Origin of the sequence: Paenibacillus salivarius (assembly GCF_051307165.1) — a bacterium.
Taxonomy (GTDB): domain Bacteria; phylum Bacillota; class Bacilli; order Paenibacillales; family Paenibacillaceae; genus Fontibacillus.
In genome coordinates this window covers 4,918,550-4,935,000 of the sequence record NZ_CP195592.1, presented here as the reverse complement: position 1 = coordinate 4,935,000, position 16,451 = coordinate 4,918,550, and the positions used below count along the sequence as shown (strand labels likewise).

15 protein-coding genes and 2 rRNA genes (1 of these 17 cut by a window edge) are annotated in these 16,451 nt (G+C 54.0%); 14 read left to right on the top strand and 3 right to left on the bottom strand.

Translation table 11 applies throughout. The features are described 5' to 3' along the window. Together ACSFXJ_RS23050 and rrf are read left to right on the top strand one after the other, a co-directional pair. Positions 1-1,275 (top strand): 23S ribosomal RNA (locus ACSFXJ_RS23050) (it extends 1,782 nt beyond the left edge of the window). 60 nt (positions 1,276-1,335) lie between these two features. Then, positions 1,336-1,452: ribosomal RNA gene (gene rrf, locus ACSFXJ_RS23045) — 5S ribosomal RNA — on the top strand. A gap of 70 nt (positions 1,453-1,522) precedes the next feature. On the opposite strand, the gene ACSFXJ_RS23040 is transcribed toward rrf, so the two are convergent. Further along, the gene (locus tag ACSFXJ_RS23040; RefSeq protein ID WP_435922644.1) at positions 1,523-1,726 is read right to left on the bottom strand and encodes a hypothetical protein; all 204 of its coding nucleotides are present in this window, start codon (positions 1,724-1,726) and stop codon (positions 1,523-1,525) included. A 26-nt stretch (positions 1,727-1,752) separates the two neighbouring features. Beyond that, positions 1,753-2,049: a hypothetical protein gene (locus ACSFXJ_RS23035; protein WP_435922643.1), complete on the bottom strand. Its 297-nt coding sequence runs from the start codon at positions 2,047-2,049 to the stop codon at positions 1,753-1,755. A 356-nt stretch (positions 2,050-2,405) separates the two neighbouring features. On the opposite strand from ACSFXJ_RS23035, the gene ACSFXJ_RS23030 reads away from it, so the two are divergent. From ACSFXJ_RS23030 to pssA, 7 genes are all read left to right on the top strand, one after another. After that, positions 2,406-2,864: a CtsR family transcriptional regulator gene (locus ACSFXJ_RS23030; protein ID WP_435922642.1), complete on the top strand. Its 459-nt coding sequence runs from the start codon at positions 2,406-2,408 to the stop codon at positions 2,862-2,864. Between the two features lie 27 nt (positions 2,865-2,891). Further along, positions 2,892-3,416 carry a UvrB/UvrC motif-containing protein gene (locus tag ACSFXJ_RS23025; RefSeq protein ID WP_435922641.1) on the top strand — a complete coding sequence of 175 codons (525 nt, stop codon included), beginning with the start codon at positions 2,892-2,894 and terminating at the stop codon, positions 3,414-3,416. A 12-nt stretch (positions 3,417-3,428) separates the two neighbouring features. Next, positions 3,429-4,487, top strand: a complete 1,059-nt coding sequence (locus tag ACSFXJ_RS23020; protein WP_435922640.1) for a protein arginine kinase — start codon at positions 3,429-3,431, stop codon at positions 4,485-4,487. Positions 4,488-4,567: 80 nt separating this feature from the next. Further along, positions 4,568-7,012, top strand: coding sequence for an ATP-dependent protease ATP-binding subunit ClpC (gene clpC, locus ACSFXJ_RS23015; RefSeq protein WP_435922639.1), 2,445 nt, complete (start codon positions 4,568-4,570; stop codon positions 7,010-7,012). A gap of 209 nt (positions 7,013-7,221) precedes the next feature. Then, positions 7,222-8,589: a DNA repair protein RadA gene (gene radA, locus ACSFXJ_RS23010; RefSeq protein WP_435922638.1), complete on the top strand. Its 1,368-nt coding sequence runs from the start codon at positions 7,222-7,224 to the stop codon at positions 8,587-8,589. A gap of 13 nt (positions 8,590-8,602) precedes the next feature. Continuing rightward, on the top strand, positions 8,603-9,679 hold the full coding sequence (gene disA, locus ACSFXJ_RS23005; protein WP_435925837.1) for a DNA integrity scanning diadenylate cyclase DisA: 1,077 nt from the start codon (positions 8,603-8,605) through the stop codon (positions 9,677-9,679). Between the two features lie 53 nt (positions 9,680-9,732). After that, on the top strand, positions 9,733-10,464 hold the full coding sequence (gene pssA, locus ACSFXJ_RS23000; RefSeq protein ID WP_435922637.1) for a CDP-diacylglycerol--serine O-phosphatidyltransferase: 732 nt from the start codon (positions 9,733-9,735) through the stop codon (positions 10,462-10,464). A 70-nt stretch (positions 10,465-10,534) separates the two neighbouring features. Here pssA and ACSFXJ_RS22995 read toward each other — a convergent pair whose 3' ends face one another. Further along, positions 10,535-10,930, bottom strand: a complete 396-nt coding sequence (locus ACSFXJ_RS22995) for a DUF1573 domain-containing protein (RefSeq protein ID WP_435922636.1) — start codon at positions 10,928-10,930, stop codon at positions 10,535-10,537. A gap of 202 nt (positions 10,931-11,132) precedes the next feature. Here ACSFXJ_RS22995 and ACSFXJ_RS22990 point away from each other — a divergent pair, with 202 nt between their 5' ends. From ACSFXJ_RS22990 to cysE, 5 genes are all read left to right on the top strand, one after another. After that, positions 11,133-12,221, top strand: a complete 1,089-nt coding sequence (locus tag ACSFXJ_RS22990; RefSeq protein WP_435922635.1) for a PIN/TRAM domain-containing protein — start codon at positions 11,133-11,135, stop codon at positions 12,219-12,221. Positions 12,222-12,305: 84 nt separating this feature from the next. Then, complete coding sequence (gene ispD / locus ACSFXJ_RS22985; protein ID WP_435922634.1) at positions 12,306-13,043, top strand: 2-C-methyl-D-erythritol 4-phosphate cytidylyltransferase; 738 nt, start codon at positions 12,306-12,308, stop codon at positions 13,041-13,043. Then, a complete protein-coding gene (gene ispF / locus ACSFXJ_RS22980; RefSeq protein ID WP_435922633.1) occupies positions 13,040-13,528 on the top strand; it encodes a 2-C-methyl-D-erythritol 2,4-cyclodiphosphate synthase in 489 nt (162 codons plus the stop codon). The genes ispD and ispF overlap by 4 nt, the downstream gene beginning before the upstream one ends. A 242-nt stretch (positions 13,529-13,770) precedes the next feature. Continuing rightward, positions 13,771-15,231 carry a glutamate--tRNA ligase gene (gene gltX / locus ACSFXJ_RS22975; RefSeq protein WP_435922632.1) on the top strand — a complete coding sequence of 487 codons (1,461 nt, stop codon included), beginning with the start codon at positions 13,771-13,773 and terminating at the stop codon, positions 15,229-15,231. Positions 15,232-15,782: 551 nt separating this feature from the next. After that, positions 15,783-16,439, top strand: coding sequence for a serine O-acetyltransferase (cysE, locus tag ACSFXJ_RS22970; RefSeq protein ID WP_435922631.1), 657 nt, complete (start codon positions 15,783-15,785; stop codon positions 16,437-16,439). The last annotated feature ends 12 nt before the right edge of the window (positions 16,440-16,451 follow it).

Below are 16,451 nucleotides of genomic sequence, written 5' to 3'. Positions count from 1 at the left end.
GCAAACCGACACAGGTAGGCGAGAAGAGAATTCTAAGGCGCGCGGAAGAACTCTCGTTAAGGAACTCGGCAAAATGACCCCGTAACTTCGGGAGAAGGGGTGCCTCGGTAGGGTGAATAGCCCGAGGGGGCCGCAGTGAAAAGGCCCAAGCGACTGTTTAGCAAAAACACAGGTCTGTGCGAAGCCGCAAGGCGAAGTATACGGGCTGACGCCTGCCCGGTGCTGGAAGGTTAAGGGGAGTGGTTAGGGAGCAATCCCGAAGCTATGAACTGAAGCCCCAGTAAACGGCGGCCGTAACTATAACGGTCCTAAGGTAGCGAAATTCCTTGTCAGGTAAATTCTGACCCGCACGAATGGCGTAACGACTTGGGCGCTGTCTCAACGAGAGATCCGGTGAAATTTTAATACCTGTGAAGATGCAGGTTACCCGCGACAAGACGGAAAGACCCCATGGAGCTTTACTGCAGCTTGATATTGGACTTTGATACGATTTGTACAGGATAGGTGGGAGCCTAGGAAGCCGGAGCGCCAGCTTCGGTGGAGGCGCCGTTGGGATACCACCCTGATCGTATCGGAGTTCTAACCTGGTACCGTGATCCGGTGCGGGGACAGTGTCAGGCGGGCAGTTTGACTGGGGCGGTCGCCTCCTAAAGAGTAACGGAGGCGCCCCAAGGTTCCCTCAGAATGGTTGGAAATCATTCGAAGAGTGCAAAGGCATAAGGGAGCTTGACTGCGAGACTGACAAGTCGAGCAGGGACGAAAGTCGGGCTTAGTGATCCGGTGGTACCGCATGGAAGGGCCATCGCTCAACGGATAAAAGCTACCCTGGGGATAACAGGCTTATCTCCCCCAAGAGTCCACATCGACGGGGAGGTTTGGCACCTCGATGTCGGCTCATCGCATCCTGGGGCTGAAGTAGGTCCCAAGGGTTGGGCTGTTCGCCCATTAAAGCGGTACGCGAGCTGGGTTCAGAACGTCGTGAGACAGTTCGGTCCCTATCTGTCGTGGGCGTAGGAAATTTGAGAGGAGCTGTCCTTAGTACGAGAGGACCGGGATGGACGCACCGCTGGTGCACCAGTTGTTCCGCCAGGAGCACAGCTGGGTAGCTAAGTGCGGACGGGATAAGCGCTGAAAGCATCTAAGCGTGAAGCCCCCCTCAAGATGAGATTTCCCAACTAGTAAGACCCCTTGAAGACGACGAGGTTGATAGGCTGGGGGTGGAAGCACAGCAATGTGTGGAGCTGACCAGTACTAATCGGTCGAGGGCTTATCCAAAGAACTAAACACGCAAATGAAGTTTCGTATCCAGTTTTCAGGCGATCAACGCTTGAACCGTTTGGTGGCGATGGCGGAGGGGTTCCACGCGTACCCATCCCGAACACGACCGTTAAGCCCTCCAGCGCCGATGGTACTTGGACCGAAGGGTCCTGGGAGAGTAGGACGCCGCCAAGCAAAGATAAAGAGCACTACCGAGTTTTCTCGGTGGTGCTCTTTTTTTAGTGGATTTTTTGCATTTTTATCTTCAAGCACTTTTGACGCGAATAAGTTCAACAACCTGGACGGGAATGAGAACAAGCTCGTTTTGCAGATCATACTTGTCCGGTGAAACCTTGAGGGTAAGCGAGAAATAGTCGACGGAAGCAAGTTCGCCGGATATGCGCTCTTTTGCCGTTATGACCTCCACTTCCTGGCCGATATGGCGTTTGACCAAACGAATAAAATTCATAAGGGACGCTCCTTTCCCACGATAATCTATTGAAGAACCGTAATTCGAGAATAGGGAGCAATAACCAGATGGCCCGTCGGTTCACGGATTTCTACGGCATCATCCGCAACGGAAACGATGACTCCTTCCACTGTGGAAGAAGCGGTGCTGACAGTTAACTTTTGGCCGACTTTGGCCTCTAGAAATTGCCGCAGCAGCGGATTCTCGAAAATGCCGGAAATCAAATCCCGGTCCATTTCGTCGAACCGACTGTTTAATTTCTCCACGGTCAGTGCAAGCTCGTTCACTTTTCGTTTTAGCCGGAAGCATTCGAATATGCGCATTTCCCATGACCTCCTTGTGGCGGATTTCCCCTCTGTCTATTTCCCGAGGGGTTACTCTATCATATGTGCAATATATTCATAGGGGAACGTGAGATGACGATATGGGGGCTAATTTGGTCGTCAGCCTTCCCGCCTCAAGCAATCGGGCCCGTTCAGTAACCCCTCTTGGCAAATCGGAATTTTGTGCTATAATAAAATCAAAGTCAAAGAAAGTCAAAGTCAACATATCATGACCATCCCATATTCAAACCGTCGCATACGGTTAATACTATTCATACATGTGAAGATTAGTCACAGCTGATCTTGTTAACGGTGGCGCGGTATGTTGGAACGACCCAAGTAATGGAGGATGGGTGATGCGCAATATCTCCGATATTATCGAGAAGTATCTCAAAAGCATTTTGCATGAAAGCCCTGAAGGGGCAATAGAAATACAGCGAAATGAGCTCGCCGAGCAATTTTCATGCGTTCCTTCGCAAATCAATTATGTGATCAGCACAAGGTTTACTTTGGAAAAAGGATATCTGGTGGAGAGCAAACGCGGCGGCGGCGGTTACGTCCGCATTCGTCGGATCGAGCTGCCGGGTCCGAGTGCCCTTCATATGCATCTTCATCAGATGATCGGCGATGAAATCGGCCAAACCGCCGCTGAAGGCCTGATTTACCAATTGGAGGAATCCAGGTTCCTGAGCAGTCGGGAAGCGGCGTTGATGCGGGCGGTGGTATCCAGGGAAGTGCTAATGGTCAAACTTCCGTACCGTGATCAGATTCGGGCTCAGCTCATGAAGGCGATGCTGATCGCATTGCTGGGCTGAACCCACAGTTCAAAGGAGGGATCTTCGGTGCAATGTCAAGAATGCGGTAAACGTCCCGCCACGCTTCATTTTACGAAGATCGTGAACGGGGAGAAGACGGAATTTCATATTTGCGAAGCCTGTGCCAGGGAAAAGGGAGAGATGATTCCGGGAACCTCGGGCGGTTTCTCGATCCATAATCTGCTGTCGGGGCTGATGGATTTTCATCCCGGCTGGCAAGGCCAGACCTCTTCGGCAAAAGCTCCGGAAAATGTCCGCTGCGAAGAATGCGGGATGACTTACTCCCAATTCAGCAAAATCGGCCGTTTCGGATGCAGCTCTTGTTATAAATATTTCAATGACCGCCTCGATCCGCTCTTCAAACGGGTCCACGGAAATACGGTGCATGTGGGAAAGGTACCGAAACGGGCAGGCGCCCATATCGAGGCCAAACGCAAGCTGGATGACCTCCGCCGTGAACTCCAGCAACGGATTATTCAGGAAGAGTTCGAGGAAGCGGCTGCGCTCCGGGATAAAATCCGCGAACTCGAAAAGAACATTCCCGCAGAATAGGAGGCACGCGCCATGCAAAATCTTCGATTTACAGAACAGCCGTTAAGCGAGTGGATGAGCCGGGGCGGCAATGAATCGGATATCGTGATCAGCACCCGGGTACGAATTGCCCGTAACCTGGTGCATCAGCCTTTCCCGATGCTGGCGACGAATCAGCAATCCGAGGAAGTTTTGCAGCTGCTTCAAGACGTGCTCAACGATGAGCGGCTCCAAAGCTATGGGGCGCTACATCCGGTGCTTTTGTCGGAACTGGATGACCTGGATAAGCGGATTCTTGTCGAAAAACATCTGATCAGCCCGAACCTGGCCGGAGAGTCCCGGAAAGGCGCGGTGTTTATCAGTGAAGATGAAAGCTTGAGCATCATGGTCAACGAAGAGGACCATCTGAGGATTCAATGTCTGTATCCGGGATTCCAGGTTCAGGAGGCGTGGGAGAGAGCGTCGGGCGTCGACGATATTTTTGAAGGCCATGTAGACTATGCCTTCGATGCGAACCGGGGCTATCTTACCAGTTGCCCGACAAATGTCGGCACGGGACTTCGTGCTTCGGTCATGATGCATTTGCCCGCTTTGGCACTCACGCAGCAAATTAACCGGATCTTGTCCGCCGTGAGCCAGGTAGGTCTTACGGTCCGGGGGATCTACGGCGAAGGCAGCGAAGCGATGGGCAACTTGTTTCAAATCTCAAATCAGATTACACTAGGACAAAGCGAGTCGGAAATAATTGAGAATTTGGTCGGCGTCGTCATGCAAATCATCGAACATGAGAAAAACGCCCGCGCCAAACTCATGGCCGAATCCCGCCTGCGGGTGACCGACCGCGTGATGCGTTCGTACGGGATTTTGTCCCATGCGGCCATCATCGATTCGAAAGAGGCGGCTCAGCGGCTGTCGGATGTCCGCCTTGGCGTGGATGTCGGACTCATCGACGATGTGTCTGCCGAAGTGTTGAACGAATTGAACGTAATGACCCAGCCCGGCTTTTTGCAAAAGCTGTTCGGCGAAAATTTATCGCCGGCGGAGCGGGATATGTACCGCGCGAAGCTGATTCGGGAAAAAGTGGGTAATTAACGGGAAGAAGCGAAAGCGGGGCATTTTATCGCTTTTGCATGCAATAGATAGATCTAGATCTTATGGAGGTGCAAAGAGAGATGATGTTTGGAAGATTTACGGAACGTGCCCAGAAAGTGTTGGCCCTGGCCCAGGAAGAAGCGGTCAGACTCGGCCACAACAATATCGGAACGGAGCATATTTTGCTCGGCCTGATTCGGGAAGGCGAAGGCATTGCCGCCAAAGCCCTGATCGGCCTCGGCCTCGGCTTGGAGAAGATTCAGGATGAAGTGGAGACGCTGATCGGCCGCGGGCAAGAGCAGCCATCCAATATCGCTTATACGCCTCGCGCGAAAAAGGTCATTGAGCTGTCGATGGATGAAGCTCGGAAATTGGGCCATACCTATGTCGGAACGGAGCACATTTTGCTCGGTTTGATTCGGGAAGGCGAAGGGGTTGCCGCCCGCGTTTTGAATAATCTCGGCATCAGCCTGAACAAGGCCCGCCAGCAAGTGCTGCAGCTGCTCGGCAGCAGCGAGGCCGTGTCCAGCCATCACGGTACGCCGGCCAACGTCAATACGCCGACGCTTGACAGCCTGGCACGCGATTTAACGGCGACTGCGAAGGAAGGCAACCTGGATCCGGTGATCGGACGCAGCAAGGAAATCGAGCGGGTCATCCAAGTGCTCAGCCGGCGGACGAAGAACAACCCGGTGCTGATCGGGGAACCCGGCGTCGGGAAAACGGCGATTGCCGAAGGCCTGGCGCAAAAAATCATCAACAACGAAATTCCGGAAACCTTGCGCGACAAACGCGTCATGACTCTGGATATGGGCTCCGTTGTTGCCGGAACCAAGTACCGCGGCGAATTCGAAGACCGCTTGAAGAAGATCATGGATGAAATCCGTCAGGCCGGCAACATTATCCTGTTCATCGACGAGCTGCATACCTTAATCGGGGCAGGCGGCGCGGAAGGCGCCATCGACGCCTCCAATATCTTGAAGCCGGCGCTTGCTCGCGGCGAACTGCAGTGCATCGGGGCGACGACGCTGGATGAATACCGAAAATATATCGAGAAGGACGCCGCGCTCGAGCGCCGGTTCCAGCCGATTACGGTGGATCAGCCGTCGGTCGAGGAAGCGATCCAGATTTTGCACGGGTTGCGTGACCGCTATGAAGCCCATCATCGCGTGAAAATTACGGACGAAGCGATCGAACAGGCCGTCAAACTGTCGGACCGTTACATTCAAGACCGCTTCCTGCCCGACAAGGCGATCGACCTGATCGACGAGGCGGGCTCCAAAGTAAGGCTGAACTCGTACACGGTACCGCCGAATCTGAAGCAGCTGGAAAACCGGCTGGAGGATATCCGCAAAGAGAAGGATGCCGCAGTACAGAGCCAGGAATTCGAAAAGGCGGCCGCTCTGCGCGATACCGAGCAGAAGATCCGCGAAGAGCTGGATGTCACGAAAAACCAATGGAAAGAAAAACAAGGCCGCACCGACTCCGAAGTTACGCCCGAGGATATCGCGCAGGTCGTGGCCAGCTGGACCGGAATTCCGGTCAACAAGCTGAAGGAAGAAGAGACCGAGCGCCTGCTCAATATGGAGAAGATTTTGCACGAGCGCGTCATTGGACAGGAGGAAGCCGTCAAGGCCGTCAGCCGGGCGATCCGCCGGGCGCGTGCGGGGCTTAAGGATCCGAAACGTCCGATGGGCTCCTTCATCTTCCTCGGTCCGACGGGCGTCGGGAAAACCGAGCTGGCGAGAGCGCTCGCCGAAGCGATGTTCGGCGACGAGAACGCCGTGATTCGGATCGACATGTCCGAGTATATGGAGAAACACTCTACCGCGCGTCTGGTAGGTGCGCCTCCGGGATACGTGGGTTATGAGGAAGGCGGCCAATTGACCGAAAAAGTACGCCGCAAACCTTACTCCGTCGTCCTGCTGGACGAAATCGAAAAAGCGCATCCGGAAGTATTCAATATCCTGCTTCAGGTGTTGGAAGACGGACGCTTGACCGATTCCAAAGGCCGGGTTGTCGACTTCCGCAATACGCTGATCATTCTGACCTCCAACGTTGGAGCCGAAGCGATCAGACGCAATACGCGGCTCGGGTTTACGGCCGTGGACGATTCGGGTGCGGATTATGACAACATGAAAGGCAAAGTGATGGAAGAGCTCAAGAAGAGCTTCCGTCCTGAATTCCTCAACCGGATTGACGAAATCATCGTCTTCCACTCCCTTGAGGAAGCGCATATCGGCGAAATCGTCACCCTCATGTCCGAGGAGCTCCGCAAACGGCTTCGCGAATATGACGTCGATTTCATCCTGACCGACAAGGCGAAAGCATTCCTCGCCAAAGAAGGCTTCGATCCTGCTTACGGGGCGCGTCCGCTTCGCCGGGCCATCCAGAAGCATATCGAGGACCGTCTGTCCGAGGAATTGCTGACCGGCAATGTGAAGAAGGGCGACTCGCTTACGATCGACGAAGAGAACGGCGCGTTGACCGTATCGAAGACGGGCGTTTTTTCCAAAGAAGGTTAAAGGTTGTTCCGGTTTACGCTACAAAAAACACCGGAATTAACCGATATAAGCAGTAAAGCGGCTCCCAAAGCGATGCTTTGGGGGCTTTTCTTTTGCGGACGAGGAATGGTAAACTTTGAATGTCACCTAAAATTACATGTTTCCAAAATATCCATAGGTGTCGCGACCTGCAAGGTTTGTCAAATTTTGCAGTGTGAGAAGGTGAGATAATGGTTAAAGTAAAAACAAAGTTTTTTTGTACCGAATGCGGATATGAATCGCCGAAATGGTACGGGAAATGCCCCGGCTGCGGATCATGGAACAGCATGGTGGAAGAGACGGAAAAGGTGGTCAAAACCCAGGGGCTTACTTCGGGGATATTTCATACGAAAGAAAAACCGCTTCCGATCATAAATATAGAAAGCGGCCAGGAGCCGCGGATCATGACGGGCATCGGGGAACTGAACCGCGTGCTCGGAGGCGGCGTCGTTCCGGGGTCGCTGATCCTTGTCGGCGGAGATCCCGGAATCGGGAAATCCACGCTTCTGCTGCAAACCTCGCACGAAATGGCCAAGGCGGGACTGCGGGTGCTTTATATTTCGGGGGAGGAATCGACCCGCCAAACGAAGCTTCGCGCGGAACGGCTCGGCGCTTTGTCGCCGGAGCTTTTCGTATTGTGCGAAAGCAGCATGGACGGGGTGGAAGAAGCGATCAATCAGGTAAAGCCCGATTTTCTGGTGATCGATTCGATCCAGACGGTGTACCTGCCTGAGGTGACGAGCGCGCCCGGCAGCGTGTCCCAGGTTCGCGAATGTACGGCCCGGTTTATGAGGATCGCCAAGGGACAGGGAATCGCCACCGTATTGGTCGGCCATGTGACGAAAGAAGGCGCGATCGCGGGTCCGCGGATGCTGGAGCATATGGTGGACTCCGTGCTTTATTTTGAAGGGGAGCGGCATCATTCTTACCGCTTGTTGCGAGCGGTCAAAAACCGCTTCGGCTCCACGAACGAGATCGGCATTTTTGAAATGAACGAGGCGGGCTTAACGGAGGTCGTGAACCCGTCGGAGCTATTCCTGTCCGAGCGTCCGCTCGGCGTTGCGGGATCGACGGTCGTGGCCTCCATGGAAGGAACACGGCCGATGCTGGTGGAATTGCAGGCGCTGGTCGCATCTACTCAGTTTCCTTCTCCGCGCAGAATGGCGACAGGGGTAGACCATAACCGGATGAACCTGATTATCGCCGTGCTGGAAAAGCGGATGGGCATGTTTTTGCAAAATCAGGATGCTTATGTCAACCTGGCCGGCGGCGTCAAGCTGGATGAACCGGCCGTGGATCTGGCCATTGCGGTAAGCATCGCTTCCAGCTTTCGGGATCTGCCGACCAAGCCTTACGACGTCTTTTTCGGCGAGGTTGGTTTGACCGGCGAAGTCCGGGCGGTATCCCGTGCGGAACAGCGCGTGAAGGAAGCCGCGAAGCTCGGATTCAAACGGGTCATCCTCCCCGAGAAGAGCATGAAGGGATGGCAAGGACCCAAAGATATTCAATTAATCGGTGTGAATACCGTTGCAGATGCTCTAGCTGTTGCGTTAGATTAGGGGGCATTAAATGATGAAGGAAACTACCCAAGCGGAAAAAATGAACGATTTGCTCAGGCTTGTTGCGCCGGGAACCGCCTTTCGCGACGGGCTTGAGAACGTGCTCCGGGCCAAGACCGGCGGCTTGATCGTCGTCGGCTACAGTCCGGAAGTGATGGAGGTCGTGGAAGGCGGCTTTTCCATCAATTGCGATTTCTCGCCGAACTACCTGTACGAGCTGGCCAAAATGGACGGAGCCATTATTTTGAGCGAGGACCTGAAACGGATCCTGTACGCAAACACCCAGCTTATTCCGGATTCCTCGATCTCCTCCTCGGAAACGGGCATCCGTCACCGGACGGCGGAGCGCGTAGCGAAGCAAACCGGTAAGCTCGTCGTTTCCATTTCCCAGAGACGAAATATCATTACGCTGTATCAAGGGGGATTGCGGTATGCCCTCAAGGAAATCGGCGTAATATTAACCAAGGCAAACCAGGCGATTCAGACGCTTGAAAAATACAGAGCGGTGCTCAATCAGGCGCTCACGAATTTGACGGCCTCGGAATTCGAAGAACTGGTGACCATTCCGGAAGTGATCAATGTCATCCAGCGGGTGGAGATGGTCATCCGCATCAAAATGGAAATTAAGCGCTTTATCAATGAGCTGGGTACCGAAGGAAGGCTCATCAGCATGCAGATGGAAGAGCTGGTGAGCAATATGGAGGAAGAGGCCTGGCTGCTCTATAAGGATTATGCCAAGGATGACAGCGATGAAGCCATTCGTGAAATCATTCTCGGGCTGAAACGTTCGACCGACGACGAACTGCTGGACGACAACCACATTACGCGTTTGCTCGGCTATCCGACTTCGGCTGCAACTTCGGAAGAACTCATTTCTCCTCGCGGATACCGGGTGTTGAACAAAATTCCGCGCCTGCCGAACGTCATCATCCATAATCTGGTTGAACGGTTCAAGGAACTTCCAAGCATACTGGTCGCAACGATCGAACAGCTTGATGAGGTCGACGGCATCGGCGAGGTGCGCGCCCGAGCGATCAAGGAAGGGTTAAAAAGACTCCAGGAACAGGTATTCATTGACAGGCAGATTTAATTTACCTACAATCTAATGATAATGTGAAGGAGTATCTACTTCGAGGTGAAAAAATGATTACAAAATCGATTCCGAACCTGTTTACCTTAGGTAACCTGTTTCTCGGAATGCTGGCCATGATGTTTGCGCTCGACGGCAGATTCAGCCTTGCCGCCATCATGGTCATTGTCGCCATGCTGCTGGATGGTCTTGACGGGCGGGTCGCCCGGGCCTTGAACTGTCCAAGCGAATTCGGCAAGCAGCTCGACTCGTTATCGGATATCATCTCTTTCGGCGTCGCCCCGGCACTCATTATGTATTTGATTTCTTTTCATGAATTGCCGCAAACCGGACTCGTTTGGATCATCACGGCGATTTTCCCGATGTGCGGAGCTTTGAGACTGGCCCGGTTCAACGTGCAAAAGGGGATACCCGGCTATTTCATCGGCTTGCCGATTCCGGCCGCCGGCGGGGTGCTTGCGACGTTGTCCTTATTCCACAAGGATATAACGGCACCCTACTTTATGGTATCGATGCTGCTCTTATCTTATCTGATGGTCAGCTCTGTTAAATACCCGAATTTTAAAAAGCTCGGTTTGCCTAAAAAAGCCATCTACGCGACGCCGCTTGTCGTGATCCTGGCTGTGGTGCTGGCCGTTATTTTTCCGGATGAACTCTCCAAGCTGATCTTCGTGCCTCTAGTCCTGTACGCCGGCTATGGATTAAAGCAGAACATCGACAAGCTGCTGCGCAGAAAGCAGCAGGATGAAGACGATTCCGAAGGGGCATACCGCCCGAAACGATAATTACAGGTAACCCAAAAAGGCATCGCCTTCCGCATTTGTGCGGAAAGCGACGCCTTTTTATTTGGACCGATCAAGACATATTGAATAAACCGAGGGTGGAACATTTTTGCGATTCCTTCTCCAGAACTTCATCGAGCTCAATGCCGAGCTGGTTGCAGAGCGCCGACATGTAGAATAAGCTGCGACCCAGTTCATTGCTGATCGCGTCGCGGCAGTTCTCGCACAATTCTCCCTGGACATGCCGCTTGATCGTCTCTTTGGCTTGTTCCAGGCTCATGCCGGGCTCGAATTCCTGTTTGGTGGCATGAAGTTCAACACAGCCGCATTCGGTAATGGCCTTGGTTACGGACCGGACGGCAGCGGCATTGGTTTGTCCCATTTTGGACATAACATCCAGCAGGCTGCGGTGACGGAGCAACAGTTCAGAAACTTGCTCTTGAAAAGATTGAAGGCTTGGTGCGCTCATTTTCCATCCACCTCAATATTATGAATTGAGTTCATTATATGCCACCTTTTCCCCGCGAATCAACCAGAAATCCCGCCGTAGAAGGGATGTCACAGAAATATCTCCTAAAGGCGGATGCCAAAAAAAGTTAATCGCCTCCGATTACATCGCCCAAAATTGGATCATACTGGATAACGATGATAATCAGGAGGTGAAGAGCGTCATGCTGAAAAGGACTTTATTAATCGTAGCCGGATTATGTGGAGCGTGGTTCGGTTACACATTGGAAGGAATCTCAGGAGTATTGCCACAGCCGCTGGGGCGCTGGTTCACGGGAATGAATCCGCTCGCGGCCCATTTGACGTTGGCGGTGGCGGGAGCATGTCTGTTCATGCTTGTCTACTCGCTTGCGGCAGGTACCATTTCCGTAAAAATCAAACAGGGGATCGCGGCCTTGACCCAAATTCCGATGAAGGACATGGCTGCCGGGGCGGCCGGACTGACTGCTGGACTTCTTCTTTCTTTAATGGTCTACCCTGTTTTTTCTTGGCTCGGCTCCTTGGAACATTTTGCCCGGCTGGCGGTTTCCGCGCTGTTCGGTTACATGGGCCTATGCGTCGCGCTCGAGAAGAAAGAGGAGCTGTCCTCCCTTTGGCTTTCCGGAAGATGGGGAAGCGGCGGCCAGGAGGAAGAACGGCGGCTGGAAGAGCATAAGATTTTGGACACGAGTGTCATTATCGACGGCCGGATCGCCGACATTTGCAAAACGGGCTTTATCGAAGGCACGATCGTCATTCCCGAATTTGTGCTGGAGGAGCTTCAGCATATCGCCGATTCGTCCGACTTGCTCAAACGGAATCGCGGGCGCCGGGGACTCGATATTTTGAACAAAATTCAGAAGGAACTGGATGTCAAGGTGTTGATTTACGAAGGGGATTTCGAGGAAATCTCCGAAGTCGACAGCAAGCTGGTCAAGCTGGCTAAGGTTCTCCAGGGCAAAGTGGTGACCAACGACTTCAACCTGAACAAGGTGTGCGAACTTCAGGGCGTGTCGGTCCTCAACATCAACGACCTGGCCAATGCGGTCAAGCCTGTCGTTCTGCCGGGCGAGGAGATCATGGTTCAGGTCATCAAAGACGGCAAGGAACACGGGCAAGGCGTCGCCTATCTGGATGACGGGACGATGATCGTCGTGGAGGGCGGGCGCGACTTTATCGGAAGCATTACCGAGGTGCTGGTGACGAGCGTGCTGCAGACCTCGGCGGGCCGGATGATTTTTGCCAAACCGAAACTGTTGGAAAAAGCGCAGTAATTCCGTTATGATGGGATAAAAGTGAATGTTCGAAAACTGGATTTTTGAACATCCTTAAAAACAGTTTAGGCGAGGCAGGCAGTAATGGAAAAGGACAAGGAACTGCCCGGAGGAGTCGGGGCCATCATCGTGGCGGCCGGCCGGGGCACAAGGATGGGCACGAAGGAGAGCAAGCAGTTTCTCGTTCTTCGGGGAAAGCCGATCATCGTTCACACGCTGGAAGCATTTGACCGCCATCCGCTGATTCGCGAAATCGTATTGGTCACCGGTGAGCAGGACGTGGAACGATGCCGGTCATGGATCGGCGAATACGGCATTAAGACCAACATCAAAGTCATACCGGGCGGCGCCGAGCGTCAGCATTCGGTATACCGGGGGCTCGCCGAAATCGGCACACCTTGGGTACTGGTGCATGACGGCGTCCGCCCTTTTGTCACGAGGGAACAGATTTCGTCCTGCCATGAGACGGCCGTGAAGCACGGAGCATCCGTCGTGGCCGTTCCGGTAAAAGACACGGTCAAACAAGTGGACGGGCAAGGAATGGTGACGGGGACGCCTGACCGCCGGAGCTTGTGGGCGATTCAAACCCCGCAAGCTTTTCGGCGCGCCGATTTGATGCGGGCTCATGAAGAAGCCGAGGCCGCAGGGTTTCTCGGTACCGATGATGCCATGCTCGTCGAGCGGCTGGGAATCCCGGTCGTGGTGACGGAAGGCGCGTACAGCAACATCAAGATCACGACGCCGGAGGATTTGGATTTTGCCGAAGTGATTTTGGGCAAGAAGGACTTCGATATCACGGGAGAGGAAGAAGAGGAATCATGATCGCAGTTGGACAAGGTTTTGATGTACACCAGTTGGTGGAGGGGAGGCCCTGCATTATCGGCGGGGTAACCATCCCTTATGAAAAAGGGCTGCTCGGCCATTCCGATGCGGACGTACTTTTGCATACGATAAGCGACGCGATACTCGGCGCGCTGGCCCTTGGCGATATCGGCCGGCATTTCCCCGATACGGACCCGGCCTTCAAAGACGCGGACAGCCTGGTGCTGCTCCGGCGGGTATGGGAGATGGCCAGGGAGCGCGGCTACCGTCTCGGCAACCTGGACGCGACCATCATCGCCCAAGCGCCGAAAATGGCGCCGTATATTCCGCAAATGGTCGAAGTGATTGCCGGAGCGCTGGAAGCGGACCCGCAGCAGGTGAACGTGAAAGCGACGACGACCGAGCATCTCGGTTTTACCGGCCGGGGCGAAGGCATTGCGGCGCAATGTGTTGTGTGCCTGATCAAGGATATGCTATCATCTTAGGATTGAAGAGGTAGTTCAAAAATCGGCTTTTGATCACGAAGTGAATCAGGAAGCATATTCGGCGTCGAATCTTGAATTCAGACGGTCCCTCCGGTGCTCACGTAGGTTTTGCCTACGCTCCGCTCCTCGGTCCCGTCTTCATTCAACCTTCCCGGTGCTGAAAAGCCGATCGGCTTTTTGATCACGAAGTGAATCAGGAATCGTTTATTCGCTTTTGTTATTTAATTCTGGAGGGGATCGACATGACAGAAGTTCGCGTGCGGTATGCGCCGAGTCCGACGGGTCATTTACATATCGGAAATGCAAGAACGGCGTTGTTTAACTATTTGTTTGCAAGACATCACGGCGGAAAATTCATTATCCGTATCGAAGATACCGACGTAAAGAGGAATATCGCCGGCGGGGAAGAAAGCCAGCTTACGTATCTCAAATGGCTGGGCATCGACTGGGACGAAAGCATTGATGTCGGCGGGGAATACGGCCCTTACCGCCAAACGGAACGGCTGGACATCTACCGCGAATATTGGCAGGACCTGCTTGACCGCGGTCTCGCTTATCGCTGCTATTGCACGGAAGAAGAACTGGAGAAGGAGCGCGAGGAGCAGATGGCCCGCGGCGAAACGCCGCGCTATTCCGGCAAGCACCGGAATTTGACGCCGGAACAGCAGGCTGCTTACGAGGCCGAAGGCCGTCCTTTCAGCATCCGTTTCCGCGTACCGGAAGGACGAACCTATACCTTCGACGACCTCGTCAAGGGACCGATCTCGTTCGAATCCGAGACGAGCGGCGACTTCGTCATTGTAAAGAAGGACGGCATTCCGACTTATAACTTCGCCGTGGCGTTGGACGATCATCTGATGCAAATCACCCATGTGCTGCGCGGTGAAGACCATGTGTCCAACACTCCGCGCCAGCTGATGATTTACGAAGCCTTCGGCTGGGAGCCGCCGCGCTTCGGCCATATGACGCTCATCGTCGGCGAAAACCACAAAAAGCTGAGCAAGCGCGACGAAACGGTCATCCAATTTATCGAGCAGTACGACAAGCTGGGTTATTTGCCTGAAGCGCTGTTCAATTTCATTGCCCTTCTCGGCTGGTCGCCGGAAGGAGAAGAGGAGATCTTTTCGAAGGACGAGCTGATCTCCATCTTCGACGCGAACCGGTTATCCCGGAGCCCGGCCGTATTCGACAAGCACAAGCTCGCCCATTTGAACAATCACTATATCAAAAACGCGGATCCGGAACGGATCGCCGCCATGGCCATTCCGCATTTGCAGTCGGCTTCCCGCTTGCCGGCCGCATTGACGCCGGAGCAGGAGTCTTGGGCTAAAAAGCTCGTAGCCCTGTATCAGGAGCAAATGACGGCCGCTTCGGACATCGTCGAGCTGTCGGCCTTGTTTTTCCGCACGCATCTGGAAATCGAAGCGGAAGCCGCGCCGGTACTGGCCGAGCCGCAGGTGCCTGAGGTGCTGAGCGCATTCCTCGGGAAGGTGAAGGCCTCTTCCGAATTTACGGTGGAGCTCATCGCCGCATGGATCAAGGAAGTGCAGAAGGAAACCGGAGCCAAAGGGAAAGGGCTATTTATGCCGATCCGCGTAGCTTTGACCGGACAGATGCATGGCCGGGATTTGAACCAGACGATTTACCTGCTTGGCAAGGACCGCGTCATCGACCGGCTGGAGTCGCAAATCCGCGGAGCGTAAGGCGGCACGACAAACCGGGCTTTCGGAAGCCCCGCTTTTTAACGGATCAAGCCGGAATGCTTGTTGCGCAAATGGATAGTCGCATGTAAGATAGAGGGTAATAATAAGCCAAAAGGTTAACGGCATAGATCGGGAGAAGTACGCAACGTGATCGTATTGACCAGAGAAGACAACCGTTAGGAGCGTTCCAAGCATGCTCCCGTGGTGGAAGTTGTCCCAATACGCACGGCGGAAATGCACCCGTGAGCTGCAGTCTTGAGCGCATCTGCCTAAAGATGCGGGTAGAGTCTGCCGAGATTTCCGCGTTAAGGATAACGAAGAGGGATAGAGCCTTTGATCCGTACCCTGCGTGCAACCGGAGTATGACTTGCCGGAATGCCGCCGGCCGGGGCTTGATCCGAAGCAGAGTGGAACCACGCATAAGCGTCTCTGCAGCGAAGAGCTGCAGGGACGCTTTTTTTCCTTGAGGAACCTTACCGTAATTTGCCCAAGAGACAAAAAAGCATGGGCCAGTGACCGGGAGAGACGGAGCTGAGAAGGGGGAAACGCAAATGTTCAAAAGAATGAAAACCGATATCCAGGCGGTATTCGAAAACGACCCTGCCGCAAGAAGCTGGTTCGAGGTTGTCTTCACTTATTCCGGGCTGCATGCGATATGGAGCCACCGAATTGCTCACGCATTGTACCGCCGCCGCTGGTTCACGCTAGCCCGGATCGTGTCCCAGGTCAGCCGTTTTTTTACGGGGATCGAAATTCATCCCGGCGCCAAGATCGGCAACCGGTTGTTTATCGACCATGGCATGGGCGTCGTCATCGGGGAAACTTGCGAAATCGGGGATGACGTGGTCATTTACCAAGGGGTTACCCTCGGCGGGAGCGGCAAGGAAAAAGGAAAGCGGCATCCGACGATCGGCAACAACGTGGTCATTGGGTCGGGAGCGAAGATATTGGGTTCTTTTACTGTAGGAGATCAAAGCAATATCGGCGCCAATTCGGTCGTGCTGAAAGAAGTGCCCTCGGGCAGCACGGTTGTCGGGATTCCCGGCAAAGTGGTCCGCCAGGGGGGCAAGCGCTTGGACCGTCTCAGCCATCAGCTGCCTGACCCGGTTGTGGACGCGATGCGTTCGCTTCAGCAGGAAATTGAACAGCTTCGCGGCGAAATCGACACCTTGAAGCGGGAGCTTCCGGAAAAGCAGCTGACCGAGTAGGATATACTGAAC